We start from the raw sequence: 24,865 nt of genomic DNA, 5'->3' as shown, positions 1-24,865 counted from the left end.
CGTCCGTGCCGGTTTCCATCTTTCCCAGCGCACACCTGGCCGATGTGCGCTACGAGATCCGCGGCGCCCTCACCCGCCGCGCGCGCGAACTGGAGGCGGCCGGGCACGAGATCATCAAGCTCAACATCGGCAACCCGGGCCGCTACGGCTTCGATGCGCCGGCGCACCTGCGCGAGGCGATCGCCGCGCACCTCACCGACAGCGAGGCCTACGGCCACGAGCAGGGCCTGGAAGAGGCGCGCGCAGCCATCGCCGCGCAACAGCGCGCCCGTGGCGCGCAGGACGTGGCGGTCGAGCGCATCGTGGTCGGCAACGGGGTCAGCGAGCTGATCGACCTCAGCCTGCGCGCGCTGCTGCAGCCGGGCGACGAGGTGCTGCTGCCCAGCCCCGACTATCCGCTGTGGAGCGCCGCCACCCTCTTGAACGGCGGCCGCCCCCGCTACTACCGGTGCCTGGCGCAGAACGACCACCTGCCCGATCCGGACGAGATCGAGGCACTGGTGACGCCCCGCACCCGGGCGCTGGTGCTGATCAACCCGAACAACCCGACCGGTGCGGTGTACCCGCGCGCACTGCTCGAACGACTGGTGTCGATCGCTGCGCGCCATGGCCTGCTGCTGCTCGCCGACGAGATCTACGACGAGATCCTCTACGACGGCGCGCCCTTCCAGCCGTTGGCCGAGGTCGCCGGTGCGCATCCGTGCATCAGCTTCGGCGGGCTGTCCAAGGTGCATCGCGCCTGCGGCTATCGCGTCGGCTGGCTGAGCCTCTCCGGCGACCCGGCACGCACGGCCGCCTACCGCGACGCGCTGCAACTGCTGGCGGCGCTGCGCCTGTGCGCCAACGTCACGGCGCAGTGGGCGGTGGTGCCGGCATTGACCGGACGGCCCACCATCGCCGCGCTCACCGCCCCGGGCGGGCGCCTGCACGAGGCGCGCCGCGCGGTGCTCGACGGCGTGGCGGCAAGCAGCTATCTCGACCTGGTCGCTCCCGCCGGCGCGCTGTACGCCTTCCCGCAAGTGCGTGCCGAGCGCCTGCCGCAGTTCGACGACAACTGCTTCGCCCTGCGCCTGCTCGAAGAGGAGGCGGTGCTGGTGGTGCCCGGCTCCAGCTTCAACGTGCCGCACAGCCGTCACCTGCGCCTGACCCTGCTGCCGCCGCCGGCGCAGCTGGCCGAAGTGTTCGTGCGGATCGAACGGGTGCTGGGGCGGATGGCGGCCGAGCAGGCACGCACGCCTGCCGTCGCCTGATGTTGAAGCCCCTCTCCCCTCGGGAGAGGGTTCGACATCGCCAAGGCGCCACGCTCCGCGCGGACCCTCACCCGCCTGCCGGCGCTCTTCCGCAGGAAAGGGGTCCGGGCGTGGGGACCGAGGCAGCGCTTCGACTTCGCCCTGCAGGCTATGCTCAGCGCGAACGTTCCCCGCAGCCGTTCGTCCTGCGCGTAGGCCCGCAGCGCCGGAGTCGAAGGACATCCACCATCGGACGAAACCCGTCATGCCCATCCCCTACCTCGCCCTGGGCGATTCCTACACCATCGGCGAAGCGGTGCCCGCCGCCGGCCGCTGGCCTGCGCAGCTAGTGCGACGGCTGCGCGCGCGTGGCGTGGCGATCGACGACGCGCAGATCGTCGCCGTCACCGGCTGGACCACCGACGAGCTCTCCGCCGGCATGGGCGCGGCCGCGCTCTCGCCGCCCTACGGCCTGGTCACCTTGCTGATCGGCGTCAACAATCAATACCGCGGCCGCGGCGCCGGCGAGTACCGCGACCAGTTCGCGCGCTTGCTCCGACGCGCCATCGGCCTGGCCGGCGGCCGCGCATCGCACGTGGTCGTGGTGTCGATCCCCGACTGGGGCGTCACCCGCTTCGCCCGCGAGCAGGGCCGCGACGGTGCGTGCATCGCCCACGCGCTGGACGTCTACAACGCCATCGCCCGCGACGAGGCCGGCCGCGGCGGCGCGCGCTGGGTGGACATCACGCCGGTTTCGCGCCGCCATCCGGAGCTGCTGGCCGAGGACGGGCTGCACCCGTCCGCGGCGCAGTACGCGCTGTGGACCGAGGCCATCCTGCCGGCAGCGGCCGCTGCGGTGAAATAGCGCGCCGGTTGGGATGGCCGCCAACGCCCCCACCTGCGGGGCGTATCATTGGCCCTCTTTGCCGGAGCTTTCCCATGTCCCTCGACCCCGCCACCCGCGAACGCATCGAAACCCTGCTCAAGGACCACCGCGTGGTGCTGTTCATGAAGGGCGACCGCCGCCAGCCGATGTGCGGCTTCTCCGCCGCGGCCACCAACACGCTCAACGAGCTGTTGCCCGAGTACCACACGGTGAACGTGCTGGAGGATCCGGAGATTCGCGAGGGCATCAAGGTCTACGGCGACTGGCCGACGATCCCGCAGCTCTATGTCGAGGGCGAGCTCGTCGGCGGCGCCGACATCATCCGGCAGATGTACGCCAGCGGCGAGCTGCATACGCTGTTCGGCGCTGCCGCGCCGGACCGCACGCCGCCGGAAATCACGATTACCGACAAGGCGGCGGAAGCCATCCGCAACGGCATCGCCAACGCGCAGGGCCTGGCGCTGCACCTGGAGATCGGCCCCGACCACAGCGCGGGCTTCCAGCTCGCGCCGGCCGGCGATCACGACATCGTGGTGGTGGCCAACGGCATCGAGGTGCACTTCGACCCGGGCAGCGCACAGCGCGCCAAGGGCATCGTGATCGACTGGGTGTCCACCGTGCAGGGCGAGGGGCTGAGCCTGAAGTTCCCCGGCGCGCAGGAGATCGGTTCGCTCAGCGTGCAGGAACTGAAGACCCGCCTGGCGGGCGGCAGCGTGGTGCTGGTCGACGTGCGACCGGCCACGGGTCGCGCCCAGGCTGCGCCGCTGCCGCTGGCGCGCGTGCTGGAGGAGGAAGGCTACGACGCGCTCGCGGCGCTGCCCAAGGACACCGCGATCGCCTTCATCTGCCACCACGGCAACTCCAGCCGCGGCATGGCCGAGCGCTTCGCGGCGCACGGATTCACCCAGGTGTTCAATGTCGAGGGCGGCATGGACGCGTGGGCGCGCGAGGTTGATCCCAACGTGCCGCGCTACTGAGCTTCACTTCCCTCTCCGCCGGGCGTAACCCCGGGGGAGAAAGGGTTCGGAGGGATGGGAAGGGTTTTCGTCCACGACGAAAACAGAGCAACGGCCTCTCCCTCTCCCCGGGCGTGGCCGGGAAGAGGGAGCCATTCGCTAGCCGAGCCGACGCGCGGCCGTCCTTGTTCCGCGGCTCGCGGCCCACAGCAACGCTCCGGCCGCCAGCGCGCCGGCGAGCACCAGGCTGCGATGCGTGGTGGCCCACAGCTGCAGGCTGTAGGCCCTGGAACGCGCGTCGAAACGCCCGTGCGTGCCATAGTCGGCGATCACCGGTTCGAACAGGTTGTCGGGCCGGTCCTCCGGCACCGGCTGCCCGCCCATCTGGCCCTCGTAGCCGAGCTTGGCCAGATCGCGGTCGGCCAGGCGCGGGAACAGCTTGTTGCCCACGATCGCCTTGACCGCCGGGAAGCCCACCCGCAGCTCGCGCCGGCGATGGTGCGCGGCCCAGTGGATGCCCCTGGCCGCCACCTCGGGCTGGAAAACCGGCGGCACCGGCTGCGGCCGGCGCGGCAGCTTGGTGCGGCCCCACTGGAACTGCGGCGTGTTGAAGGCCGACAGCTGCACCATGGTGACGTGGATGCGGCTCTTCTCGTGCATCAGCTCCACCCGCAGCGCATCGGTGAAGCCGCGGATGGCGAACTTCGCGCCGCAGTACGGCGCCTGCAGCGGGATCGCCCGGTAGGCCAGCGCCGAGCCGACCTGCACGATGGTGCCCCGATCGCGCGCGCGCATGCGCTTGAGCGCCGCCATGGTGCCGTGCACGGTGCCCAGGTAGGTCACCTCCGTCGCGCGGCGGAATTCGGCGGCGCTGATCTCGTGCACCGGCGCGAAGATGGTTGCCATGGCATCGTTGATCCAGATGTCGATCGGGCCGAGCTCCTGCTCGATTCGTTCGGCGGCCGCCTCGACCGCATCGGCATCGGCCACGTCGACCGCAATGGCCAGCGCCTCGCCGCCGAGCTTGCGCACTTCCTCGGCCGCCACATCCAGCCCGTCGCTGCCGCGCGCCAGCAGGGCGATGCGCGCGCCGTCGCGGGCGAAGCGGTGGGCGGTGGCGCGGCCGACGCCGGCGGAGGCGCCCGTGATGACGACGACTTCGGGTTTCTTCTTCATGGTCGTTCCTTGAAAACAAAAGCGAAAGGCCTCCCCTCTCCCCCGCCCCTTCGACGAGCTCAGGGCGGCGCTCTCCCCGGCGATGCCGGGAGAGAGGGAGTCCTCAGGCGCCGTAGGCGATGGTGGAAAGCAGGGCGAGCGCGGCCTGGCGCGAATCCAGGCGGGTGTGCTGCACCACGATGGGTACGTCCGACTCGATCACGCTGGAGTAGTCGGTGTCGCGCGGGATCGGCTCGGGTTCCTCGAGGTCGTTGAAGCGCAGGTGCAGCGTGCGCCGCGCTGGCACCGTCACGCGGTAGGGACCGGCCGGCTCGCGGTCCTTGAAGTAGATGGTGAGGGTCACCTGCGCATCGCGGTCATTGGCGTTGAGCAGGCAGGCGGTCTCGTGGCTCTCGAAGCGCGGATCGTCGGCATGGGTGCCGCCGGGCGGGATGTAGCCCTCGGCAATCGCCCAGCGGCGTTCGCCAATCGGTGCGGGTGCGTTCATGGCAGCTCCTTGTCGGGACGGATCAGGGCCAGGCCCGAAACCGGGTCGTGGCGGCGGCGCAGGTGCGCGGGGGCCTCGGTGACGATCACCTCCAGCGTGGGGCGCACATGGCCTTCGAGCAGGTGGCCGCCGAGCGCGTTGCCATCGCGCTGGCCGAGCACCGCGTGCATGTGCAGGCTGGGCAGGTCGCCCTTGAGTGCGACGTCGCCGATCAGCGAGACCACCTCGACCTGCTGGCCTACCTCGATCCGTTCGTAATCCTTCGTGTCCCAGTCGAAGTAAGCGAGCACCGCGCGCTGGAAGGCGCCGATGGCGGTGAAGTGCGCGGCGGAGAGCTGTTGCGCCCTGGCGAACTCGAGCAGGCAGGCGCCGGCCTCGTCACCGGTTTCGAGCACGACGGCCCACGTCTTGTTCTCGTCCTGGTGGATCAGTTGGTGGCGCATGGCGTGACGTTCCTGCTTGGGTCCCTCTCCCGTCAGGAGAGGCGTTGGGGGATAAGGCCTCAGAGCTGCGCTCCGGTCACCCCTTCTCCCCTGCCCCTCTCCCGGTGCGAGAGGGACCCGGCTTTGTTGGGTATGGCGTCGAGGTTGGATGGGCCTTGCGCCAGCGCCAGCGCCAGTACCTGCGACACGACCAGCGCGACGCGCCCGGTACATTGCTCGATCTGCTGGCGGCAGCTGAAGCCGTTGGTGATGATCAGCGTGTCGACATCGGCCGCGCGAATCGCCGGCAGCAATGCCAGCTCGCCGATGGCGATGGAGACGTGCACCTTCTTCGCGTCGAAGCCGAACGAACCGGCCATGCCGCAGCAGCCGGCGTCGAGGAGCTGGAAGTCCAGGCCGGCCTTGGCCAGCAGGCGCCTCTCCGCATCGGTGCCGATCACCGCGTGGTGGTGGCAGTGCGCGTGCACCAGCGCCTTGCGCTTCAACTGCGGCGGCGCGTAGCCGACGCGATCCAGGTACTCGCTGAAGAGATAGGTGTTGCGCGAGAGCCAGTGCGCGCGCTCATCGCCGGGGAAGAGGTTGGGCAGCTCGTCGCGGAAAGCCGCGACGCAGGACGGCTCCAGCCCCACCACCGGCACGTTGCGGTCGATGTACGGTGAGAGCGCATCCATGACCCCGGTGAGCTGCACCCGCGCCCTGGCCAGCATGCCCTCGGCGTACAGCGGACGGCCGCAGCACAGCGCGGCCTCGGGTACCTGCACGCGGTAGCCGGCCGCCTCCAGCACGCCGACGGCGTCCTTGAGCGGAGCCGGATGCAGGTAGTTGTTGAAGGTATCGGGCCAGAGCAGGACTTCGGGGGCGTTGGGGAAAGGCCTACCCCTCTCCCCAGCCTCCTTCGACGAACTCAGGGCGGCGTTCTCCCCCGGGCGTGTCCGGGAGAGAGAAAGCTGGTTTTCGCGGGCATGGAACCAGTCGCGGAAGGTCTCGCCGGCGAAGCGCGGCATCGCGCGCTGTTGAGCGATGCCGCCGATCGCCTTGGCCAGGTGCGACAGGCCCGGTGTCTGCAGGATCGCATTGGCCAGCCACGGTGCGTGCGAGGCCATGCGCGCCACGTCGAAGATGCGCCCCATCGAGTAGGCCGCGCGCGGGCGCAGGCGGCCCTTGTAGTGGTGGTGCATGAACTCGGCTTTGTAGGTGGCCATGTCCACGTTGACCGGGCAATCGCTCCTGCAACCCTTGCAGGCCAGGCACATGTCCAGCGCATCGCGCACCGGCTCGCTGCGCCAGCCGCCCTTCAGCGGATCGCCCTCGAGCATCTCGAACAGCAGGTGCGCACGCCCGCGCGTGCTCCATTTTTCCTCGCGGGTGGCGCGGTAGCTCGGGCACATCACGAGATGATGCTTGTTGCGGCAGTTGCCTACGCCCACGCAGCGGCGCGCGGCCTGGGCGAAGCTCATGCCGTCGGCCGGATAGGCGAACGCGGTCCTCAGCTTGGGCGGCTGGTAGCCGGGACCGTCGCGAAGATCCGCGTCCATCGGATTCGGATCGACCACCTTGCCGGGGTTCATGCGTCCGCGCGGGTCCCACAGCGCCTTGAACTCGGCGAAGGCCTGGACCAGTTCGTCGCCGAACATCTTGGGCAGCAGGGAGGCGCGCACCTGGCCGTCGCCGTGCTCGCCGGAGAGCGAGCCGCCGTAGGACAGCACCAGGTCGGACGCCTCGTCCATGAATGCACGCCATTGCGCCACCGCCTCGGCCGTGGAAAGGTCGAAGTCGATGCGGCAGTGGATGCAGCCGTCGCCGAAATGGCCGTACAGCGCGCAGGTGTAGGCGTACTTGGCAAGCAGCTTGCGGAAGTCGCGCAGGTACGGCCCGACCTTGTCCGGCGGCACGGCGGCATCCTCCCAGCCGGGATGGCCGTCCGGCTGGCCCGGCACGCGGGCGGTCGCCCCGAGGCCGGATTCGCGGATGGTCCACAACATGCCTTCCTCGGCCTTGTCGTCGAACAGCTTCATGCTCGGCGGGCGGTCGCCCTGTTTCAGCGCCTGCATCAGCTTGCGCGCCTTGCCGTCGGCCTCCTGCTTGCTGTCGCCGCCGAACTCGACCATCAGCCAGCCGCCCCCCGGCGGCAGCAGGGCGCGATCCTTCGGATGCATGTGCTTGCGCTTCATGTCGGCGATCAGCACGTCGTCGATGCCTTCCAGGCCGACCGGGCCGAAGGAGAGGATCTGCGGCACGTGGTCGCCGGCCTCGAACACGTCCGGGTAGCCCAGCACCAGCAGCGAGCGCACCGGCGGGCTGGGCACCAGGCGCACCTCGGCCTCCAGGATGGTCACGCAGGTGCCTTCGGTGCCGACCAGCGCGCGCGCCACGTTGAAGCCGTTCTCGGGCAGCAGTTCGTCGAGGTTGTAGCCGGACACGCGGCGCGGGATCTTCGGGTAGCGCGCGCGGATCAGGTCGGCGTAGCGGTCGCGGATGGACTTCAGTCCCGCGTAGATCTCGCCGCGGCGGCCGCCCTCGCGGATGATCGCCTCCAGCTCCTCCTCGCCGGTGGGGCCGACATGCATGCGCAGGCCGTCGTAGGTGACGATGTCCAGCGCGTGCACGTTGTCGGCGGTGCGCCCGGCCATCACCGAGTGCACGCCGCAGGAGTTGTTGCCGATCATGCCGCCCAGCGTGTTGTGCGCGTGGGTGGAGGGGTCGGGGCCGAAGGTGAGGTGGTGCTGCTCCGCCGCGTCGCGCAGGTCGTCCAGCACGCAGCCGGGTTCGATGCGCGCGCGGCGGTTGGGAACGTCGATCGCGACGATCTGGTTCAGGTGGAAGGAGAAGTCCATCACCACCGCGGTGTTGCAGCACTGCCCGGCGAGGCTGGTGCCGCCGCCGCGCGAGAGCACCGGCGCGTCGTGCTCGCGGCAGATGCGCAGGGTCTCCGTCACGTCCCTTGCATGGCGCGGCTTGACCACGCCGATCGGCACCTGCCGGTAGATCGAGCCATCGGTGGCGTAAAGCGCGCGGCTGCCCTCGTCGAAGCAGACCTCGCCCTCCAGGTGTGCGGCCAGGTCCTGCGCGAGCACGGTGGCGGCGGCGCTGGAGAAGGCGAAGCGGTCGCTGCGGGAATGGCGCACGCGCGGCGGCGCCAGCGGCATGACCGCGCCCTTCCCGGTGGTGTCTCTTGCGGTCGTCATGGGAGCTCCGGTGCGGCGACGCGGTAACGCTCCACGTCACGTTGTCTGAGGGCCAGCCCCAACCCCGGCGCGTCCGCATCGGCCACCAGCGCGCCGTTGCGCAGCGGCGGCAGGCCGTCGAAGAACATGGCCTCGATGCGCGCGTGGTCGTGGAAATACTCCACGTGCTTCAGGTGTCCCACCGCGCTGCAGACGTGCGCGTGCAGGTGCGGTGCGCAGTGGGCCGACACCGGCACGCCGAAGCCGTGCGCGATCGAGGCGGCCTGCAGGAAACCGGTGAAGCCGCCGCAACGGGTGCCGTCGATCTGCAGCACGTCGACCGCCCCGGCCTGCAGCATCCGCCGGAAGTACCAGTCGTCCCAGCCGTATTCGCCGGCGGCCACCTGCATGCCCGGCGGCATGCGGTCGCGCAGCAGCGCGAGCCCTTCGAGGTCGTCGGAGGACACCGGCTCCTCGAACCAGCCCACGCCTTCGCCCGCCCATTGCGTGGCGAAGGCCAGCGCCTGCTTGCGGTCGTACGCGCCGTTGGCGTCGACCATCAGTTCGGGCGCGGTGCCGATCGCCTCGCGTGCGGCGCGCACCCGTGCGCCGTCGTCGGCCGGCTGCGTGCCGACCTTCATCTTGACCCGCCCGATGCCCTGCTCCACCCAGCCGGCCAGCTGTCGTTGCAGCCGTTCGACCGGGTAAGTGGTGAACCCGCCGCTGCCGTACACCGGCACCGCCTCGCGCACGCGCCCGAGCAGGCGCACCACCGAGGTGCCGTGCAATCGCGCCTTGAGGTCCCACAGCGCGACGTCCACTGCAGCGATCGCCATCAGGCCCACGCCCGGGCGGCCGATGTTGCGCAGGCTGCGGTTCATCTTCGCCCAGGCGGCGGGAATGTCGTCGGCGTCGTGGCCGAGCAGGTTGTCGCGCAGCGGGTCGATGATCAGCGCCGCTGCGGCGGCATGCGCGTAGGTGTAGCCCAGCCCGGTGTGGCCGCCGGCGGAGACCTGCGCGAGCACCAGCGTGGTGGCGTCCCACGCGATGGTGCCGTCGGCCTCGGGCGCATCGGTGGGTATGCGGTAGGCATCCGCCTCGATGCGCGCGATGCGGCGACCGGCCGGCACGGGCCGCTCGCCCGTCATCGCTGCTCGTGCGGCAGGATGCCCGCGAGCACCTGGCGCAGGCTCTGCCTGATGATGCCGCCCTCGTCCGGATCGACCTTGGCCAGCGCGGTCATGTACGCCTTGGCCTGCGCCCAGCTGATGTGCGGCGGCAGCGGCGGCACGTCCGGGTCGGCGATGATGTCCAGCACCACCGGGCGGTCGGCGGCGAAGGCTTCCTCCCAGGCGTGGCCGAGGTCCGCCGGGTCGTCCACGCGGATGCCCTTGAAGCCGAGCAGCTCGCCATACTTGGCGTAGTTGAAGTCCTCGACGTACTGCGCTGCCGTGAACTTGGGATCGCCGGCCAGCGCGCGCTGCTCCCAGGTCACCTGGTTCAAGTCGTCGTTGTGCAGCACCATCGCCACGAAGCAGGGGTTCTCCCAGCGCTTCCAGTACTCCTTGACGGTGATCAGCTCGGCGTTGCCGTTCATCTGCATGGCGCCGTCGCCGACGATCGCCAGCACCGGCCGCCCGGGGTAGGCGAACTTGGCGGCAATCGCATAGGGCATGCCGCTGCCCATGGTGGCGAGCTTGCCCGAGAGCGAGGCCATCATGCCCTGGCGCAGGCGCACGTCGCGCGCGTACCAGTTGGTGTGCGAGCCGCAGTCGCCGGCGATGATCGCGTGGTCGGGCAGGCACGGGGAAAGCTCCCAGAAGATCCGCTGCGGATTGATCGGGTTGGCCGGCTCCATGGCCTTGGCTTCCAGGTCCCGCCACCACTTGCGGATGTTGAGCTCGATGCGTTCGCGCCAGTCGGGGTTCTCCTTCGGGCGCAGCAGAGGCAGCAGGCGGTCGAGCACCTCGGCGCTGTCGCCGATCAGGTTGACTTCGGTGGGGTAGCGCATCGACACGTTGCGCGGCTCGATGTCGATCTGCACCGCGCGCGCCTGGCCGTCCGGCGGCAGGAATTCCGAGTAGGGGAAGGTGGTTCCCACCATCAGCAGGGTGTCGCAGTCGTTCATCATGTCCCAGCTCGGCTTGGTGCCGAGCAGCCCGATCGGACCGGTGACGAAGGGCAGGTCGTCCGGCAGCGCGGCCTTGCCCAGCAGCGCCTTGGCCACGCCCGCGTCGAGCCGGTTGGCGACCGCCTTGACCTGCTCGCCTGCCGCCATCGCGCCGGCGCCGATCAGGATCGCAACCTTGCGTCCCTCGTTGAGGATCTTCGCCGCGCGCTCGATGTCTTCCTGGCCCGGCACCGGGTGCGGGTTCGCATAGCCCACGCCGGAATAGACGTCGCCATGCTTGCGCGGCGGACTGGGCACCGCGGGCATTTCCTGCAGATCGTTGGGCACGATCACGCAGGTGACGGTGCGTTCGGCTGCGGCGATGCGCACGGCGCGGTCGATCACGTGGCGCGCCTGGGCGGCGGCGACGATGGTCTCGACATAGCCGCAGACGTCCTTGAACAGGGTCTGCAGGTCCACCTCCTGCTGGTAGTCGGCGCCCAGCGCGGTGCGCGCCTGCTGGCCCACGATCGCCAGCACCGGCATGTGGTCCATCTTGGCGTCGTACAGGCCGTTGAGCAGGTGGATCGCGCCTGGCCCGGAGGTGGCGAAGCACACGCCGATCTGCCCGGTGAACTTGGCATGCCCGCCGGCCATGAACGCCGCCATCTCCTCATGGCGTACGCGCACGTAGTCGAAGCGGTCGGCCGCACGGCCCATCGCGCCCATGATCCCGTTGATGCCGTCGCCCGGATAACCGAACACGCGCCGGATGCCCCAGTCGGTGAGGCGCTGCAGGATGAAGTCGCCGACGGTTTCGCTCATGCTGATCGCTCCTCAGGCGGCGCGACACCCAGGGCGAAGTTGCTTCGCGACGTATGCGCGAACCCACGGACCGACGTCAGGCGGCGCGGCGCATCGACTGGTGCTGCGGAAGGCCGCGGTCCACGATGCCCGCGCGGCGGTCATCCGCGGGTGAAAGATGCGCGACGCTCGCGCAACGAATGCCGCTCGCGACGTGCGGCGTCAGGCGTCCGCGGGCGTCTCGTCGCAGGCCTGATTGAAATCCCCGATGGCTTCCACCAGCGCAGTGACCGCCAGGCGCTCGACTTCGGTAAGGTCCGGATTCCAGCTGTCCAGAATCAGCACCACGCGGGTCTGGTCGCTGCGGTTCCAGGCTTCGTGCTCGAAGGTGTCGTCGAACGTCACGCAACGGCCTTCCTGCCATTCGTGGATCTCGCCGCCGACGCGCAGGGCGCAGTCGCGCGGCACTATCAGCGGCAGGTGGGTGACCAGCCGCGTGTTGGTCACGCCGCGGTGCGGCAGGATGTGCGTGCCGGGGCGCAGTACGGAGAACAGCGCCTCGGGCGCGTGGTCGCGGATGTGCACCAGCGGCAGCGCATCGAGCAGGCGGGTGGTCTGCGGACAGCGCGCACGGTGATCGTCGTAGTGCTTGCCGTGGCGATGGAAGAAATACGCATCCCACGCGGCCGCCCGACCGGATTCGCCGCGCAGCATGCTGGTCGTCGCGGCACTGTCCGGCTCGCCCAGGAACGCTTCCAGCGAAGCCTGCTCCAGCACCGCACGCAGTTCCGCGCGCACCGTGGCGGTCGCCGCTTCCAGCGTCTCCAGCCATGGAAAGCGCTCGTGCGGATAGAACGGCTGGCTGGGCACGCCGGGAAAGTAGAGGAACTTCGGCTGCTGGCGCGCATCGGGAAACTCGAGTGCCTGCTGTCCCAGATGCACCGCCAGGCAATGTTCGACCCGGACCAGCTCGGAAGCGCCATGGCGCTGGCGCAGCGGCTCGAGCAGTTCGCTGAACAGCCGGGCCCGCCCGTCGTTGACGTAGCGCATGGCGTATTGCACGACCTCGCGCAGCGCCGGGGCGGTCGTCGCGTCATTGAGCCAGCGCCCTTGCAGCTGCGCCTGGCGGATTGCTCCGTAGTAGGCGAGCAACGCTTCCTTCGGCTGCTGCAGTTGTTCCAGCGCAATGCCCAGGCGCAGCCGGGCAAGGAACGCCCGCGGCTGCTGCCGCAGGCACCCGCGCAGGCTCAACGCCGCAGCGGCGAAGGCGCCGGCGGCCAATTGGGTCGCGCCCAGCTGGTGCAGGAGCGGGGCGCTGTCCGGGTTGGCCTGCAGCGCGGCCTGCAGGGTGTCCAGCGCCAACGCATGCTGGTCACGGGCAAGCTGGCGGTCGGCCACGAAGCACAGTGCCTCGACATCCGCCGGCAGCAGCGCGAGCAGCTGCTGGAACGCCTGCTCGGCCTGTGCCAGGTCGCCGCGTTGCAATTGGGCGCGGGCATGCTCCCGGCAGAGCTCAGCGCGCTTGTCCGGTCCACTCGTTGCAACGCGCTCCACGGAATCGCCCCCTACATTGGGGCCCCCGCCCCTTGCGTGGGCATAATACGCTGTCGAAAGAATGACCTCGCAAGGGATCGCGCCCGCGCACGCAGGCCTGGTCCGAGCACACCGAAACCGGGAACACCGATGGCGCAGCGGCTGGATGGATTGAGCGAGCGCGCGGCGCAAGGCGTCGCGGCGGCAGCTCGCGCGCTGGACGCGGGTCGCCCGGACGAAGCCATCGGCCAGCTCGCACCCGCGCTTGCGGCCCATCCGATGCACCCGGAAGTGCTGCGCATGCATGCCGGCGCGCTGGGGCAGCACGGCCGCCACGGCGAGGCGCTCGAGCTGATGCGCCGCGCACTCGCCCTGCGTCCGGACGACCCGGCCTATCACAACACCTTCGGCACCCTGCTTGGCCAGGCCGGCGATTACGACGGTGCAGTCGCAGCGCTGCGGCGCGCCTGCGAACTGCAACCGGACCTTGCCATCGGCTGGTACAACCTGGGCGTGATGCTGACCCGCTGCGTGCGCAACGAGGAGGCAGCCGATGCCCTGCAGCGTTCGGTGGCGATCGAGCCCGGCCACATGGAGGCGCGCGCCCTGCTGGCCGACATGCTGCGCATGCGCGGCCGGGTGGCCGAGGCGGCCGCCGAATACCGTCGCGTGCTCGCCGAACAGCCGTGGTCCGGCATGGCCTGGTGGGGCCTGGCCGACCTGAAGACCTCGCGCATGGACGAAAGCGACATCGCCGCCATGCACGCTGCGCTGCGCGATCCACGCGGGAACGACGACGACCGCATCGCCATCGGCTTCGCCCTGGCAAAGGCGATGGACGACCAGGGCCGCTACGACGAATCGCTGCAGGCGCTGGCACGGGCCAATGCGCTGGCGCGGCGGCGCCAGCGATGGAACGCGCCGGGTTATTCCACAGCGATCGACATGCTCGCCGCCGCGTTCAGTCCGCCGCCCGCTCCGGCACCCGACGCCGCCCTGGGGCACGAGGTGATCTTCATCGTCGGCCTGCCCCGTTCGGGATCCACGCTGACCGAACAGATCCTTGCATCGCACAGCCAGGTGGAAGGCTCCGGCGAACTGCCCGACCTGCCGCAGGTGCTGGCGGAGGAATCGCGCCGTCGCGGGCAGCCGTTCCCGCGCTGGGTGGCGGCGATGCTGCCGGCGGATTGGGAGCGGCTGGGCCGGCGCTACCTCGAACGCACCGCCCACTGGCGCAAGGAGCGTCCCCGCTTCACCGACAAGCTGCCGAGCAACTGGCTCTATGCCGACGCCATTCGGGCCATGCTGCCCGGAGCGCGCATCGTCGGTTGCCGGCGCGATCCGCTGGAAACCTGCCTTTCATGCTATCGCCAGCGGCTGGACAACAACGAATACAGCCGCGACTTCGGCGACCTCGCCAGCTTCTGGCGCGACTGCGACCGTAGCCTGCGGCGCCTGGCAGCCTGCTATCCCGATGCGGTGCTTCTGCACGACCACGAGGCCCTGCTGGCCGATCCAGAGTCGCAGGTCCGCTCGCTGCTCGACTTCTGCGGCCTGGCGTTCGAAGCGGGCTGCCTGCGCTTCCACGAGAACGCCCGCGAGGTGCGTTCGCCCAGCGCGACCCAGGTGCGCGAGCCGCTGCGCGCCAGCACCGTGCACAGCACACGCTACGGCGCCCTGCTCGATCCATTGCGCCAGGCCTTGGGCCTGCCGTTGTGGCACGGGTGAAAACCACTCGACACGGATCCAGATGTCCCGCCCAGCTTCCCCCCCCTCCGTTGCGCAGGCAGCCTCCCCGGCCGCCCAGGAGCAGCAGTGGCTGCAACGCGCGCAGGAGCGGATGCTGTGCGGTGACATGCAGGGTGCGCGGAGCGTGCTGGAGGAAGGCTTGGCGGCATTGCCGCAGTCGCCGGAGCTGATGCTGGCGCTGGCCGGCGCCTCGCTGCAGTCGGGCCGAGCCGCCGAAGCGGAGGCCTTGCTGGAAGCGCTGCTGGCACGATCGCCGGACCACGCCGCGGCCAGCTTCCTGCTGGCCCGGCTGCTGCGCGAGCAGGGCCGCATGACGGCGGTTGCCCATGCGCTGCTCTCGCTGTTCCGCAACGCGCATCCGGATCTCGAGCAGCGCCTCGACGCCATCGAGCTGCTCGACGATTGCGGCCGCCAGGCAGAAGCGGCGAGCCTCTGCGAAGCGGCGATCGCGGCCGGCGCAGGCGATCCGCGCCTTTACGCCCATGCCGGCGCCCTGGCGGCACAGCTGGGGCAGTTCGAGCGTGCCCGCGAACGCCAGGAGTTTGCGCTGGCGCACGATGCGCGCGCGCCGGAATGGCACGTGCCGCTGGGGCTTGCCGGCCTGCAGCGCTATCGCGACGGACAGCATCCGGACTTCGCCCGGTTCGCCGCGTTGCTCGAGCGCGGCGATCTCAGTGCCGCCGCGCGCGGCTCCCTGCTTTTTGCGCTCGGCAAGGCGCATGACGATATCGGCCGATACGACCTGGCCGCCCGCTACCTGCGCCAGGCCAACGCCGTGGTCGGCGCGCAGGTTCGCTGGCCGCGCAAACTGTGGCGTCGCAGCGTGGAGATGCGCCTCGAGCGTGTCATGCCGGCGCCGCTCCCGGCGTCGCCGACGGACTGGGTTCCCGTGTTCATCGTGGGCATGCCACGCGCCGGCAGCACGCTGCTGGCCGAGCAGCTGGCACGCTATCCCGACGTGCGCCATCGCGGTGAACTGCCATGGATGCCCACGCTCGCAGCCCGACTGGCGCCGTTGCTGGCCGACAAGGACTGCGCCGCCGCCATGCAGGCGGCAGCGGCCACGTATGCCGCCCAGCTGCGCCAGGACGATACCCCGGCGCGCTGGTACATCGACAAGCAGCCGCACAACTTCATGCACGTGGACCTGATCCTCGCGCTCTTTCCGCAGGCGCGGATCATCCACTGCCGCCGCGATGCCCGCGACAACGCGCTGTCACTGTGGATGCAGTCGTTCCACCCCGGCACGCAGGACTTCGCGTTCGACTTCACCGACATAGACACCGCCATCCGTGGCTCGCGCCGCCTGATGGCGCACTGGCAGCGCCGCTATCCCCAGGCCGTGTACGAAGTGCGGTACGAAGACCTCGTGCAGGACATCGAGGGATCCGTCGGCGCCCTGGCTGGCTGGCTCGGACTGCCCGGGACGGCGCCAGCCGCGGGCACGATGGACAACCGCGCCATCAGCACCGCCAGCCTGTGGCAGGCACGCCAGCCGGTGCATACGCGCTCGCTGGAGCGCTGGCGCCAGTACGCGCAATGGCTGCCCGAACTGGCGAACATCGCCGACCGGTAGCCGGCACCGCCAACCGGATCAGGTCCCCGCGGCCGCGGCGTTCTCGGCCATGGCCGGATAGCCCCAGTGCCTGAGCATGGGCGCGAGGATCGGCATCGCCGGCGCCAGCGCATCGCGATAGCGCAGCCAGCGATCCAACCCCTTGCGGTTGACCGGCTGGGTGACCTGCGCATAGCTCGGCGTGGCGATGAACCCCTTGCCGCGGGCGTGGCGATCGAACTGCAGCAGCGGCGTGGCGTCCTGCAGGCCGAGAAAATCGGCGATGCGCCGCGTCTGTGCGGCGGGATCGGCGACCAGGTCTTCGTAGCGAGATACGAACACGTCGGGCTTGAACAGCTCCACGTCGTGCAGCCAGCACTCCATGGCGGTGACGTAGGCGCTGGCCAGCGTCTCCATGGAGGCACATGCCACCGCCAACACGGCGGCACGGAAGTTCTGCATGTAGTTGCTCACCAGCACGTCGCAGGGGTGGCGCAGCGCCAGGATGAACTTCGCCTCCGGGAACAACCGGTGGATCAGCGGCAACCAGAGCATGTTGAGCGGATTCTTGTCGACCAGCTGGCAATTCCAGCGCCGTGGGATCTTCGAGCACACCAGGCTGAGATAGCCCTTGCGAAGCTCGTCGCATGCGTACTGGTCGAGCCGATGCAGGTCCTGGGGCACGGTAATGCCGTGGTCGGCAAGCTGATCGGAGAGGATGGTGAAGAACGGCCGCTCATCCATCGACTGCAGTGCGGGATGGGCATCGAGCATCTGTTCCAGCAGCGTCGTGCCGGAACGCGGGAAGCCGACGATGAAGATCGGCGAACCGGCGCTGTCCGGGCTCTGCAGCGCGGGCCAGCGACGATAGTCCGCAGGCCCGATCCGTTCGACCGCGGCAGGCAGCACCGGCGCGCCGGGCTCGAACCGATGCGGCGTGTTGACCTTCAACTCCGCGATCTGGCGCGCGTGGGCTTCGTCCAGCGCCCGCATGGCCGCCGGATAGTCCCGCAGCTTGTCGCACACCTCGGCCAGGATGAAGAAATGGGCGTAGTCGTCCGGCGTGCGCGGACCCATCCGCTCGAGCAGGTCGCGAGAGGGCTCGAGCTGCCCGCGCCGCAGGGCGATCTTGGCGCGCTGGTGGGCGATCTCCAGCCTTGCCTCGTCGTCCAGCTCGGCGTGTTCGCGTTCGATCCGGCCCAGCAGCGCCTCGGCGGCGTCCAGATCGTTGACCCGCTCGTAGACGGCGGCCAGCAGCAGGCGCGCCGGCAGGTGCCCCGGCGAGCGGGCAAGCAGCTCCTCCAGCAGCATGCGTGCGATGTTGGCCTCACCCAACACCAGCTGCAGGTCCGCAAGCTCCAGCTGCAGTGGATCATCCAGCGCAGTCCAGTCGCGCCACGGCCGAATCAGCTCCTCTGCGCGCGAATCGCGGCAGGCCGAACAGGCGCGTGCCGCATGGATCCGGGCCTCGGGGGAAGCGGGATCGAGCACGTGGGCCCGCATCAGCGTGTCCCTGGCCGCGATGTAGTCCTTCCGCTGCAATTGCAGCAGGCCCAGGTTGATGACCTGATCGGGATTGTCCGGCGCCAGTTCGATCGACCGCATGTACATCTGGGCGGCCTGGTCGAAATGCCCGGCCTCACGCAGCGCGGTCGCATAGTTGCCCAGGTGCAACGCGCTGTCCGGGAACGACTGGGCAAGCTCGGCGTAGAGCACGAGTGCCTCTTGCGGGCGACCCTGTTGCTGCAGGCTGATCGCGAGGAACAGCGTCACATCCGGGTTCGGTGCGGTCGCCAGCGAGCGCCGGCAGAGCCGCTCGGCCTCGGAGGGCCGACCGGCCTGCAGTGCGCTGAGAATGTCGTTGATCACGTGACTCGCAACTTTTCAAAAGAAAGAGCCGCGCGGGTCGCCCCGCGCGGCTCTTCAGCTTCAGCTACTCAGTGCTGTCCAGTCAATCAGAACGACACGGTCACGCGAGCCCAGTAGTAGCGGCCCTGCAGATCGAAGTCGCTCGGATCGGTGTTGGCGTTGAGCGTGTTGTTGGCGTACAGGAACGGCGGCTGCTTGTCGAACAGGTTGTTCACGCCCAGGTCGATACGGGTGTTGAGCGGCTCGAAGTTGTAGCCGACCGACACGTCGTTGTAGATCGTCGCGCCGTACTTGAGCTCCACGCCCGGCAGGCCCTGCACCGGGTTGGTGTCCTGCGACGGGCTCTTCGAGCCGTTGCGGAACGCACCGATGTAGCGCATGCGCCAGGAGGCACTCCAGTCGCCCAGGTTCCAGTTCACGAAGCTGCTGCCGCGCCAGCGCGGGAACAGGCACACGCCACCGCCGCTGGGGCAGGTGGAGGCCTGGCTCGAACCGAACGGCTGGAAGTGACCGGCATCGTGGAAGATGTTGTTGGCGGCCGTACCCGGAGCGGTCTGCTGGTCATAGCGCTTCAGGTAGGTCGCGTCCACGCCGACCACGAAGTTGCCGAACGAGAACTGCGGCAGGCGGTAACGGCCCGAGAAGTCCACGCCGGACACGTCGGTGCGACCCAGGTTGCCGGTGGGCTCGATGATCTGGGCGATTTCGCCCGGATTGGCGCTGCCCGCCGGGAAGCGGCTGATCAGCGGGCAATACCGGGTGATGCCGCTGTAGCAGAGGTCCAGCACCGTCTGGGCACCGATCGAGGAGATCGTGTCGTTCAGGTACAGGTGCCACACGTCGGCGCTGACCGAAAGCCCTTCCACGAAGCTGGGCGAGTAGACCAGGCCGAGGTCGAACGACTTGCCCTTCTCCGGCCCGAGCGGGAAGCCCGCGTACTTGGAACCGGACGCCACGCCCTTGATCTGCTGGCCGGCCGCCACGTTCTGGTCCTTGAAGCTGCCATCCGTCGGTACGCCGGCGCAGGCCGGGTTGCCCGCGGTGGTAATGCCGTCGCAGGGATCGCTGCTGAGCTTGGGCGCATCGCTGATCGGCGAGCGGTAGACGTCGCTGATGGTCGGCGCGCGGAACACCTCCGACACCGTGCCGCGCAGCAGCAGGTCGTTGATCGGGCGATATTCCACCGCGAACTTGGTGTTGTTGGTGCTGCCGAAGGTGCTGAACTTGGAGTAACGGTCACCGACGGTCACGTTCAGGGACTGCACGAACGGAAGGTCGTTCAGCACCGGAACGAACACCTCGGCGTAGGCTTCCTTGACGTTGTAACCACCGCGCAGTGGCGAGCTGCACTGACTGCCCAGGGTGCAGTTGCCCGTCGACGGGTCGATCAGCAACAGCGGATCGATTTCGGAACGGGTGTACTCCTTGCGATAGGAGGCGCCCGCGGCCAGCTGGACGGTACCGGCCGGCAGATCGAACAGGCCACCGTTCACATCGGCCGAGTAGACGCGCTCGATCGAGAAGTTGTTGCTGATCGCCGGCACCGCGGCGGCCTGCAACGCTGCCACCGAGTTCGCGTCGTACAGGTTGAACGGGTTGAACGGCATGCAGCCGGCAGCGCCCGAATCGCAAACCACCTTGCCGGTGGCCGGATCCAAATGCGACGGACCCAGGTCCGCGTTGATCTTGTCCTGGTTGGGCAGGCCACGGGTGATGGTCTGCTGCGAGAAGTGGCCATAGCCCATGCCCACGTCCCAGTTCCAGCCCTGGTCGAACAGGGTGAAGTCACCCTTGAACCCAGCATGGATCTGGTCCGTGGCGCTGGCGATGTTCGCCGAGCGGTTGCCGGCCGACACCAGGCGCGCGCGGTAGTCCAGGCCAGCGGAGGAATATTCCTGGCCGAACGGGTTGTAGTAGCTGTTCGCCGAGATCACCGCGCCGTAGAGGCTGCCGAGCAAGGCCGGCGCAAGCTGGAAGCCCGAGCTGGTCTTGTTGTGGTAGGCATCCATGTAGGCCTGGACATGCTCGCCCAGGTTGTAGGTGCCCTTCAGGAACATGCTGGTGCGTTCCTGCGGGGTCTGGATCAGGTTGACGGTGGCGTAGTTGTACTTGTCCGCATTGGTGAAGCAGTGGTAGTCGGTGGCGATGTTCTGGCCGCTGGCACCCGGGTTGAGCGAGACGTTCTTGCAGCCGTACTGCGCCTGGTACTGCGCCGGCAGCTGGATGCGGCCGTAGGCCGGGAAGGTCGAACCGCCGACGTAGCTGTAGATCGGGGTCTGGCTGCTGCCGTAGATGGAGACCGCGTTCTTCGAGAAATCGCGGTTCTTGGCGAGCACCTGCTCGGTCTTGTTGTAGTCCACGCCGCCCATGATGCTGCCCTTGTCGGACGTCTGGCCGAACGTGAAGGTGTACCCCTTCGAGCGGCCGTCCGCATGGCCGGACTGGCCGTAGTTCACGGTGAACCGGGCGCCCTGGTAGTCCTTCTTCAGGACGAAGTTGACCACGCCGCCGATCGCATCGGAGCCGTACACCGAGGAGGCGCCATCGGTGAGCACTTCGATGCGCTCGATCATGTCGGCCGGGATCGAGTTCGGATCGCCGTTGATGATGCGCTTGCCGTCGATCAGGATCAGCGTGCGCTGGCTGCCGAGGCCGCGCAGGCCGATGCTGGTGTTGCCGCTGCCGCCGCTGTTGTTGACCTGCGGATTGGTGTTGCCGCCGGTCACCGCCGGCAGCTGCTGGACGATGTCGCCCAGGGTGAGCTTACCGGTCGCCTTGATCTGCGAGGCGTCGATGGTCACCACCGGATTGGAGGTTTCCAGATCGACGCGGCGGATGTGCGAACCGGTGACGGTGACGGTTTCGAGCGTCTTGGTGTTCTTCTGGTCGGGCTGCGTACCGGCCTGCGTGCCGGTGTCCTGCGCGAACGCGGCGCCGGAGGCTCCCACGGCGATCACCGCACCAAGCGAGAGTGCGATGCGCACCGCCGACGACAATTTTTTTACCCCGTACTTCATTGATTTTCCTCCCGTTGGAATTACTGCTTCGCCTGGGAAAGGTCTCCCCTCCCGGCTGATGCGCCTGGTGTCCACGTAAACGCCAAAGGCGACGGCCTGGTAGCCGTAGTGGGCTATTTAGCGCCCAAATCACAATTGGTCAATGAAATTTGAACTAGTCGACACCTTACACCAAGCGCGGCAACCAATCATTCCGCAGGAGATTACGAGGTCTCAATCGCCTTCGGACTCGTCCTCGAAGCGCAGGTGCTTGACGCTGCGACCGTTGCGGCGGACCAGCTTGAGCGCCTCGATGCCGATGCGGATGTGCGCCTCCACGTAGCGCTCGGTCACGCTGCGGTCGCTGGCCTCGGTCTTGACGCCCTCGGGGATCATCGGCTGGTCGGAGACCAGCAGCAGGGCGCCGCAGGGGATCTTGTTGGCGAAGCCGGCGGCGAAGATGGTGGCCGTCTCCATGTCCACCGCCATGCAGCGGGTGCGGCGCAGGTAGTCCTTGAACGCCTCGTCGTGCTCCCACACGCGCCGGTTGGTGGTGTAGACGGTGCCAGTCCAGTAGTCGTGGCCGAGGTCGCGGATCATGGTGGAGACCGCGCGCTGCAGCTGGAACGCCGGCAGTGCCGGCACCTCCGGCAGCAGGTAGTCACCGGAGGTGCCCTCGCCGCGGATCGCGGCGATCGGCAGCACCAGGTCGCCCAGCTGGTTCTTCTTCTTGAGCCCGCCGCACTTGCCCAGGAACAGCGCCGCCTTCGGCTCGACCGCGCTCAACAGGTCCATCACCGTAGCGGCGTTGGGACTGCCCATGCCGAAGTTGATCAGGGTAATGCCGTCGGCTGTGGCATTGGGCATGGGCCGGTCGCGGCCGCGCACTTCCACGCCGTGCCACTGGGCGAACAGCTCCACGTACAGGCCGAAGTTGGTCAGCAGCACGTGCTGGCCGAACTGTTCCAGCGGCGTGCCGGTATAGCGCGGCAGCCAGTTGGAGACGATCTCTCGCTTGTCTTTCATGGGTTATCTCGGGAACACGCCGCGGTCGCGGCGCGCTGCGCCGACGACGCCACGCCGGCAGGAACCATTCTCGAGCCGTGGCCATTCTACGGGGCGCAGGCCCTTGCCCGCCATCCGGGCAAGGCCGCGCATGGCCGTCAACTCCACGGAGACTGCGCCGCGGGCCCAAGGTTGCGGCGCCCACACGCGTGTTATGTTCGCCGCGTCATTGGCCAGGGGGATGACACCATGCGGATGGGGTTGGCGATCGACGCGTCCTGCGATCTGCCGCAGGCGTTCCTCAGGGAACACGACATCGCGGTGATGCCGATCGCCGTTAGGCTTGACGACACCGTCTTCAAGGACGAGCGCGATCCACGGGAGATCGAGCGTTTCCTCGAGATGAGGCTGGCCGGCACCCACGCCGCCGAAACCGAGCCCTGCTCGGTCGAGGACGTGCAGCGGCTGTTCCTGGACAAGCTGGTGCTGGAGCGCGACTGCGTGTTCTGCCTGACCGTCACCGCCACGCGCAGCCCGATCCACGAGCACGTGGTGAAGGCCAGCTTCGCCATCCTCAAGCAGTACCGCGAGGCGCGCGAGCGGGCCGGCATCGCCGGGCCCTTCCTCATGCGGGTGGTCGACACGCGCAACGTGTTCGCCGGCGAGGGGCCGGCCGTGTTCGAGGCGGTGCGGCTGATCCAGGCCGGCGAGACGCCGCCGATCATCCGCGAACGGCTGGGCGTGGTGGCCAACCACACCTACGCCTACATGCTGCCGCGCGACCTGCACCACCTGCGCAACCGCACCAAGAAGAAGGGCGACCGCAGCGTCAGCCTGTTCAGCGCGGTGGTGGGCACGGCGCTGGACATCAAGCCGCTGCTGCGCTGCTTCCGCGGCGAGACCGGCCCGGTCGGCAAGGTGCGCGGCTTCGAGCATGGCGCCGAAACGCTGTTCGGCTACGCCGCGCGGCGCGTGCGGGCGGGGCTGATCGTCCCGGTGGTGTGCGTCAGCTACGGCGGCGAACTGGCCGAACTGGCCCGACTGCCCGGCTACGACGGGTTGCGCGAAGCCTGCGAGGAAACCGGCGTGACGCTGCTGGAAGCGCCGATGAGCATCACCGGCATGGTCAACGTAGGCGAGGGCGCGGTCACGCTGGCCCTGGTGGCCGAGGAACACGAGGCCGATTTCTAAGCTCCGCACGCTCTCCCGGGCAGGCCCTGGGAAAGGAACCAAAGCGACTGGTTCACCGCGTGCGCCTAGAATCGGCGCATGCGCCGGTCTCTGCCCGCTTCCGTCCTGCTCGGTGGCAGCCTGCTCGCCATGGCTTCGGCAAGCCACGTCGATGCAACGGCCACCACGGTCTACGAATGCGTCGGATCGGACGGGCGCACCGTGTACCAGGACAGCCCGTGCCGACCCACCCAACGGCAGCGCAGGCTGGAAATGCCGGATGCGCCTGCTGCGGCGCCTGCGCCCGAGGCACCTGCGCCTTCGGCACCGGCACGAGCCGCTGCACCGCCGTCGCCGGCACCCTCCGCCCCGCTGCCGCTGATGTACGCCTGTGTCCGCGCCACCGACGGCAAAACCTACCTCAGCGCCAACGGCAACCCCGCGCCGTATCAGGCGCCCTACGGCATGCTCGGCGCCGGGCAGCAGCCACTGTCGGATGTCTATGCGCCCGACCGTGGGGCGGCCGGCATTTCCGCACCGGAATCCAACCGCGGGCGGGTCACCCGCGGCCTGGTGGCAAACAACTATGTGTGGGTGCAGGACCAGTGCCGCCAACTCGATCCCGGCCAGACCTGCGAGGCGCTGCAGGACGCCTACGAGGAAAACGCGCACAAGCTGCGCAATGCGTTCCAGAGCCAGCGCCCCCCGCTGGAAAAGCGCGACGCTCAACTGCGCGCGCAACTGGCCAGCTGCGGCGACTGAACCGGTTTTTGTCGGGTGTGCTTCAGCCCACCCTGCGGAAGCCTAGAAGCCGAAGCTGAGGAAGCCGCCGTCCACCGCCAGCACCTGCCCGGTGATGTAGGCAGCCGCCGGCAGGCACAGGAAGGCCACCGCGGCGGCGACCTCCTCCGGTTCGCCGATGCGCTTGAGCGGCGTGCGTTCGAGCACTTCTTCCAGGTAGTCCGGATCGGCCAGCGCCGGCTCCGAGCGCTGAGTGCGGATGTACCAGGGCGCCACCGCGTTGACGCGGATGCCGTCAACCGCCCATTCCACCGCCAGGTTGCGCGTGAGCTGGTGCAGCGCGGCCTTGCTCATGCCGTAGGGCGCGCCGGTGCGCACGTGGACCGAACCCGACACGGAACCGACGTTGACGATCGCCGCATTGCCGTGCTCGACCAGGTGCGGGTGCGCCAGGCGGCACATCTCGAAGGCGCTGAACAGGTTTTGTTCGAAGACCGCGCGGTAGCCCTCGCTGTCGTAGGCCAGCGCCGCGGCGGGCGCGTTGCCGCCGGCGTTGTTGACGAGCAGCGACACCGGCGCGTCGAGGTCGGCGATCCAGTCGAAGACCGCCAGGCGGTCCTCCTGTTCGGCCAGGTCCGCGCCGAAGGCGAACACCTCGCGCCCGGGCAGTTCCTCGGCCAGCTCCACGCGCACCTGTTCCAGGTGCATCTCGTCGCGCGCCACCAGCAGCAGGTCGGCGCCCAGGCCGCCGAGCTCGCGCGCGACCGCCAGACCGATGCCCTTGCTGGCGCCGGTGATCAGTGCGGTGTGGCCGTGGAGCTGCCAGGCGTCGGTGCGTAGGCTCATGGCCGGAAGCTTAGCCGATGCCGCTTGCCGCAATGGCCCGGCGGCGGGAGACTGCGGCCTCGCCGCCGAAGGGGAATCGCCATGAAGCCGTTGTTGCCCATCGCCTTGCTGCTGGCACTGGCCGGCTGCTCCAACAAGGCGAGATC

The 24,865-nt window shown here is 69.0% G+C and carries 18 protein-coding genes; 7 read left to right on the top strand and 11 right to left on the bottom strand.

Annotated features, from left to right (window positions below; all coding sequences use genetic code 11):
- The first annotated feature begins 5 nt into the window (after positions 1–5).
- The 3 genes from HOQ08_RS00960 to grxD all read left to right on the top strand — a co-directional run bounded on the left by HOQ08_RS00960 (position 6) and on the right by grxD (position 3,092).
- Positions 6–1,250, top strand: coding sequence for an aminotransferase class I/II-fold pyridoxal phosphate-dependent enzyme (locus HOQ08_RS00960; RefSeq protein WP_291190223.1), 1,245 nt, complete (start codon positions 6–8; stop codon positions 1,248–1,250).
- A gap of 244 nt (positions 1,251–1,494) precedes the next feature.
- Complete coding sequence (locus tag HOQ08_RS00955; protein WP_291190220.1) at positions 1,495–2,094, top strand: SGNH/GDSL hydrolase family protein; 600 nt, start codon at positions 1,495–1,497, stop codon at positions 2,092–2,094.
- A gap of 74 nt (positions 2,095–2,168) precedes the next feature.
- Positions 2,169–3,092, top strand: a complete 924-nt coding sequence (grxD, locus tag HOQ08_RS00950; protein ID WP_291190173.1) for a Grx4 family monothiol glutaredoxin — start codon at positions 2,169–2,171, stop codon at positions 3,090–3,092.
- A 138-nt stretch (positions 3,093–3,230) separates the two neighbouring features.
- Here the strand turns inward: grxD and HOQ08_RS00945 are convergent, their stop codons facing one another.
- The 7 genes from HOQ08_RS00945 to HOQ08_RS00915 all read right to left on the bottom strand — a co-directional run bounded on the left by HOQ08_RS00945 (position 3,231) and on the right by HOQ08_RS00915 (position 12,740).
- Positions 3,231–4,247 (bottom strand): SDR family oxidoreductase, encoded by a 1,017-nt coding sequence (locus tag HOQ08_RS00945; RefSeq protein WP_291190170.1) that lies wholly within the window; start codon positions 4,245–4,247, stop codon positions 3,231–3,233.
- A 103-nt stretch (positions 4,248–4,350) separates the two neighbouring features.
- A complete protein-coding gene (locus tag HOQ08_RS00940) occupies positions 4,351–4,734 on the bottom strand; it encodes a sensory rhodopsin transducer (protein ID WP_291190167.1) in 384 nt (127 codons plus the stop codon).
- Positions 4,731–5,177 (bottom strand): PPC domain-containing DNA-binding protein, encoded by a 447-nt coding sequence (locus HOQ08_RS00935; RefSeq protein WP_291190164.1) that lies wholly within the window; start codon positions 5,175–5,177, stop codon positions 4,731–4,733. The genes HOQ08_RS00940 and HOQ08_RS00935 overlap by 4 nt, the downstream gene beginning before the upstream one ends.
- Before the next feature lie 59 nt (positions 5,178–5,236).
- Entirely contained in the window at positions 5,237–8,362 is a 3,126-nt protein-coding gene (locus HOQ08_RS00930) for an FAD-binding and (Fe-S)-binding domain-containing protein (protein WP_291190161.1), read from the bottom strand.
- Positions 8,359–9,489, bottom strand: coding sequence for an enolase C-terminal domain-like protein (locus HOQ08_RS00925; RefSeq protein WP_291190158.1), 1,131 nt, complete (start codon positions 9,487–9,489; stop codon positions 8,359–8,361). Before HOQ08_RS00925 ends, HOQ08_RS00930 begins: the two co-directional genes overlap by 4 nt.
- Positions 9,486–11,276, bottom strand: a complete 1,791-nt coding sequence (locus tag HOQ08_RS00920) for a thiamine pyrophosphate-requiring protein (RefSeq protein WP_291190155.1) — start codon at positions 11,274–11,276, stop codon at positions 9,486–9,488. Before HOQ08_RS00920 ends, HOQ08_RS00925 begins: the two co-directional genes overlap by 4 nt.
- Before the next feature lie 201 nt (positions 11,277–11,477).
- The gene (locus HOQ08_RS00915) at positions 11,478–12,740 is read right to left on the bottom strand and encodes an aspartyl/asparaginyl beta-hydroxylase domain-containing protein (RefSeq protein WP_291190152.1); all 1,263 of its coding nucleotides are present in this window, start codon (positions 12,738–12,740) and stop codon (positions 11,478–11,480) included.
- Between the two features lie 198 nt (positions 12,741–12,938).
- Here HOQ08_RS00915 and HOQ08_RS00910 point away from each other — a divergent pair, with 198 nt between their 5' ends.
- Together HOQ08_RS00910 and HOQ08_RS00905 are read left to right on the top strand one after the other, a co-directional pair.
- Entirely contained in the window at positions 12,939–14,516 is a 1,578-nt protein-coding gene (locus HOQ08_RS00910; RefSeq protein ID WP_291190149.1) for a sulfotransferase family protein, read from the top strand.
- Between the two features lie 112 nt (positions 14,517–14,628).
- Entirely contained in the window at positions 14,629–16,113 is a 1,485-nt protein-coding gene (locus HOQ08_RS00905; RefSeq protein ID WP_291190146.1) for a tetratricopeptide repeat-containing sulfotransferase family protein, read from the top strand.
- An 18-nt stretch (positions 16,114–16,131) separates the two neighbouring features.
- On the opposite strand, the gene HOQ08_RS00900 is transcribed toward HOQ08_RS00905, so the two are convergent.
- From HOQ08_RS00900 to HOQ08_RS00890, 3 genes are all read right to left on the bottom strand, one after another.
- Entirely contained in the window at positions 16,132–17,961 is a 1,830-nt protein-coding gene (locus HOQ08_RS00900; protein WP_291190143.1) for a tetratricopeptide repeat-containing sulfotransferase family protein, read from the bottom strand.
- 86 nt (positions 17,962–18,047) lie between these two features.
- Positions 18,048–20,978 carry a TonB-dependent receptor gene (locus tag HOQ08_RS00895; RefSeq protein ID WP_291190140.1) on the bottom strand — a complete coding sequence of 977 codons (2,931 nt, stop codon included), beginning with the start codon at positions 20,976–20,978 and terminating at the stop codon, positions 18,048–18,050.
- Between the two features lie 213 nt (positions 20,979–21,191).
- Entirely contained in the window at positions 21,192–21,983 is a 792-nt protein-coding gene (locus HOQ08_RS00890; protein WP_291190137.1) for an AMP nucleosidase, read from the bottom strand.
- A 228-nt stretch (positions 21,984–22,211) separates the two neighbouring features.
- On the opposite strand from HOQ08_RS00890, the gene HOQ08_RS00885 reads away from it, so the two are divergent.
- Together HOQ08_RS00885 and HOQ08_RS00880 are read left to right on the top strand one after the other, a co-directional pair.
- The gene (locus tag HOQ08_RS00885; RefSeq protein ID WP_291190131.1) at positions 22,212–23,153 is read left to right on the top strand and encodes a DegV family protein; all 942 of its coding nucleotides are present in this window, start codon (positions 22,212–22,214) and stop codon (positions 23,151–23,153) included.
- Between the two features lie 78 nt (positions 23,154–23,231).
- A complete protein-coding gene (locus HOQ08_RS00880; RefSeq protein ID WP_291190128.1) occupies positions 23,232–23,894 on the top strand; it encodes a DUF4124 domain-containing protein in 663 nt (220 codons plus the stop codon).
- A 42-nt stretch (positions 23,895–23,936) separates the two neighbouring features.
- Here HOQ08_RS00880 and HOQ08_RS00875 read toward each other — a convergent pair whose 3' ends face one another.
- Positions 23,937–24,719 (bottom strand): SDR family oxidoreductase, encoded by a 783-nt coding sequence (locus HOQ08_RS00875; protein ID WP_291190125.1) that lies wholly within the window; start codon positions 24,717–24,719, stop codon positions 23,937–23,939.
- Between the last annotated feature and the right edge of the window lie 146 nt (positions 24,720–24,865).

Source organism: Frateuria sp., assembly GCF_013362045.1.
Lineage (GTDB): Bacteria > Pseudomonadota > Gammaproteobacteria > Xanthomonadales > Rhodanobacteraceae > Frateuria_A.
The sequence above is the reverse complement of the archived record's forward strand: the minus strand, read 5'-3'. Positions and strand labels throughout refer to the sequence as shown.

Excerpts from the sequence above, each read along its gene's own strand:
- HOQ08_RS00930 (WP_291190161.1), bottom strand. The coding sequence starts at position 8,362 with ATGACGACCGCAAGAGACACCACCGGGAAGGGCGCGGTCATGCCGCTG.
- HOQ08_RS00890 (WP_291190137.1), bottom strand. The coding sequence starts at position 21,983 with ATGAAAGACAAGCGAGAGATCGTCTCCAACTGGCTGCCGCGCTATACC.
- HOQ08_RS00925 (WP_291190158.1), bottom strand. The coding sequence starts at position 9,489 with ATGACGGGCGAGCGGCCCGTGCCGGCCGGTCGCCGCATCGCGCGCATC.
- HOQ08_RS00955 (WP_291190220.1), top strand. The coding sequence starts at position 1,495 with ATGCCCATCCCCTACCTCGCCCTGGGCGATTCCTACACCATCGGCGAA.
- HOQ08_RS00880 (WP_291190128.1), top strand. The coding sequence starts at position 23,232 with ATGCGCCGGTCTCTGCCCGCTTCCGTCCTGCTCGGTGGCAGCCTGCTC.
- grxD (WP_291190173.1), top strand. The coding sequence starts at position 2,169 with ATGTCCCTCGACCCCGCCACCCGCGAACGCATCGAAACCCTGCTCAAG.
- HOQ08_RS00910 (WP_291190149.1), top strand. The coding sequence starts at position 12,939 with ATGGCGCAGCGGCTGGATGGATTGAGCGAGCGCGCGGCGCAAGGCGTC.
- HOQ08_RS00905 (WP_291190146.1), top strand. The coding sequence starts at position 14,629 with ATGCTGTGCGGTGACATGCAGGGTGCGCGGAGCGTGCTGGAGGAAGGC.
- HOQ08_RS00935 (WP_291190164.1), bottom strand. The coding sequence starts at position 5,177 with ATGCGCCACCAACTGATCCACCAGGACGAGAACAAGACGTGGGCCGTC.
- HOQ08_RS00940 (WP_291190167.1), bottom strand. The coding sequence starts at position 4,734 with ATGAACGCACCCGCACCGATTGGCGAACGCCGCTGGGCGATTGCCGAG.
- HOQ08_RS00945 (WP_291190170.1), bottom strand. The coding sequence starts at position 4,247 with ATGAAGAAGAAACCCGAAGTCGTCGTCATCACGGGCGCCTCCGCCGGC.
- HOQ08_RS00920 (WP_291190155.1), bottom strand. The coding sequence starts at position 11,276 with ATGAGCGAAACCGTCGGCGACTTCATCCTGCAGCGCCTCACCGACTGG.
- HOQ08_RS00895 (WP_291190140.1), bottom strand. The coding sequence starts at position 20,978 with ATGAAGTACGGGGTAAAAAAATTGTCGTCGGCGGTGCGCATCGCACTC.
- HOQ08_RS00875 (WP_291190125.1), bottom strand. The coding sequence starts at position 24,719 with ATGAGCCTACGCACCGACGCCTGGCAGCTCCACGGCCACACCGCACTG.
- HOQ08_RS00885 (WP_291190131.1), top strand. The coding sequence starts at position 22,212 with ATGCGGATGGGGTTGGCGATCGACGCGTCCTGCGATCTGCCGCAGGCG.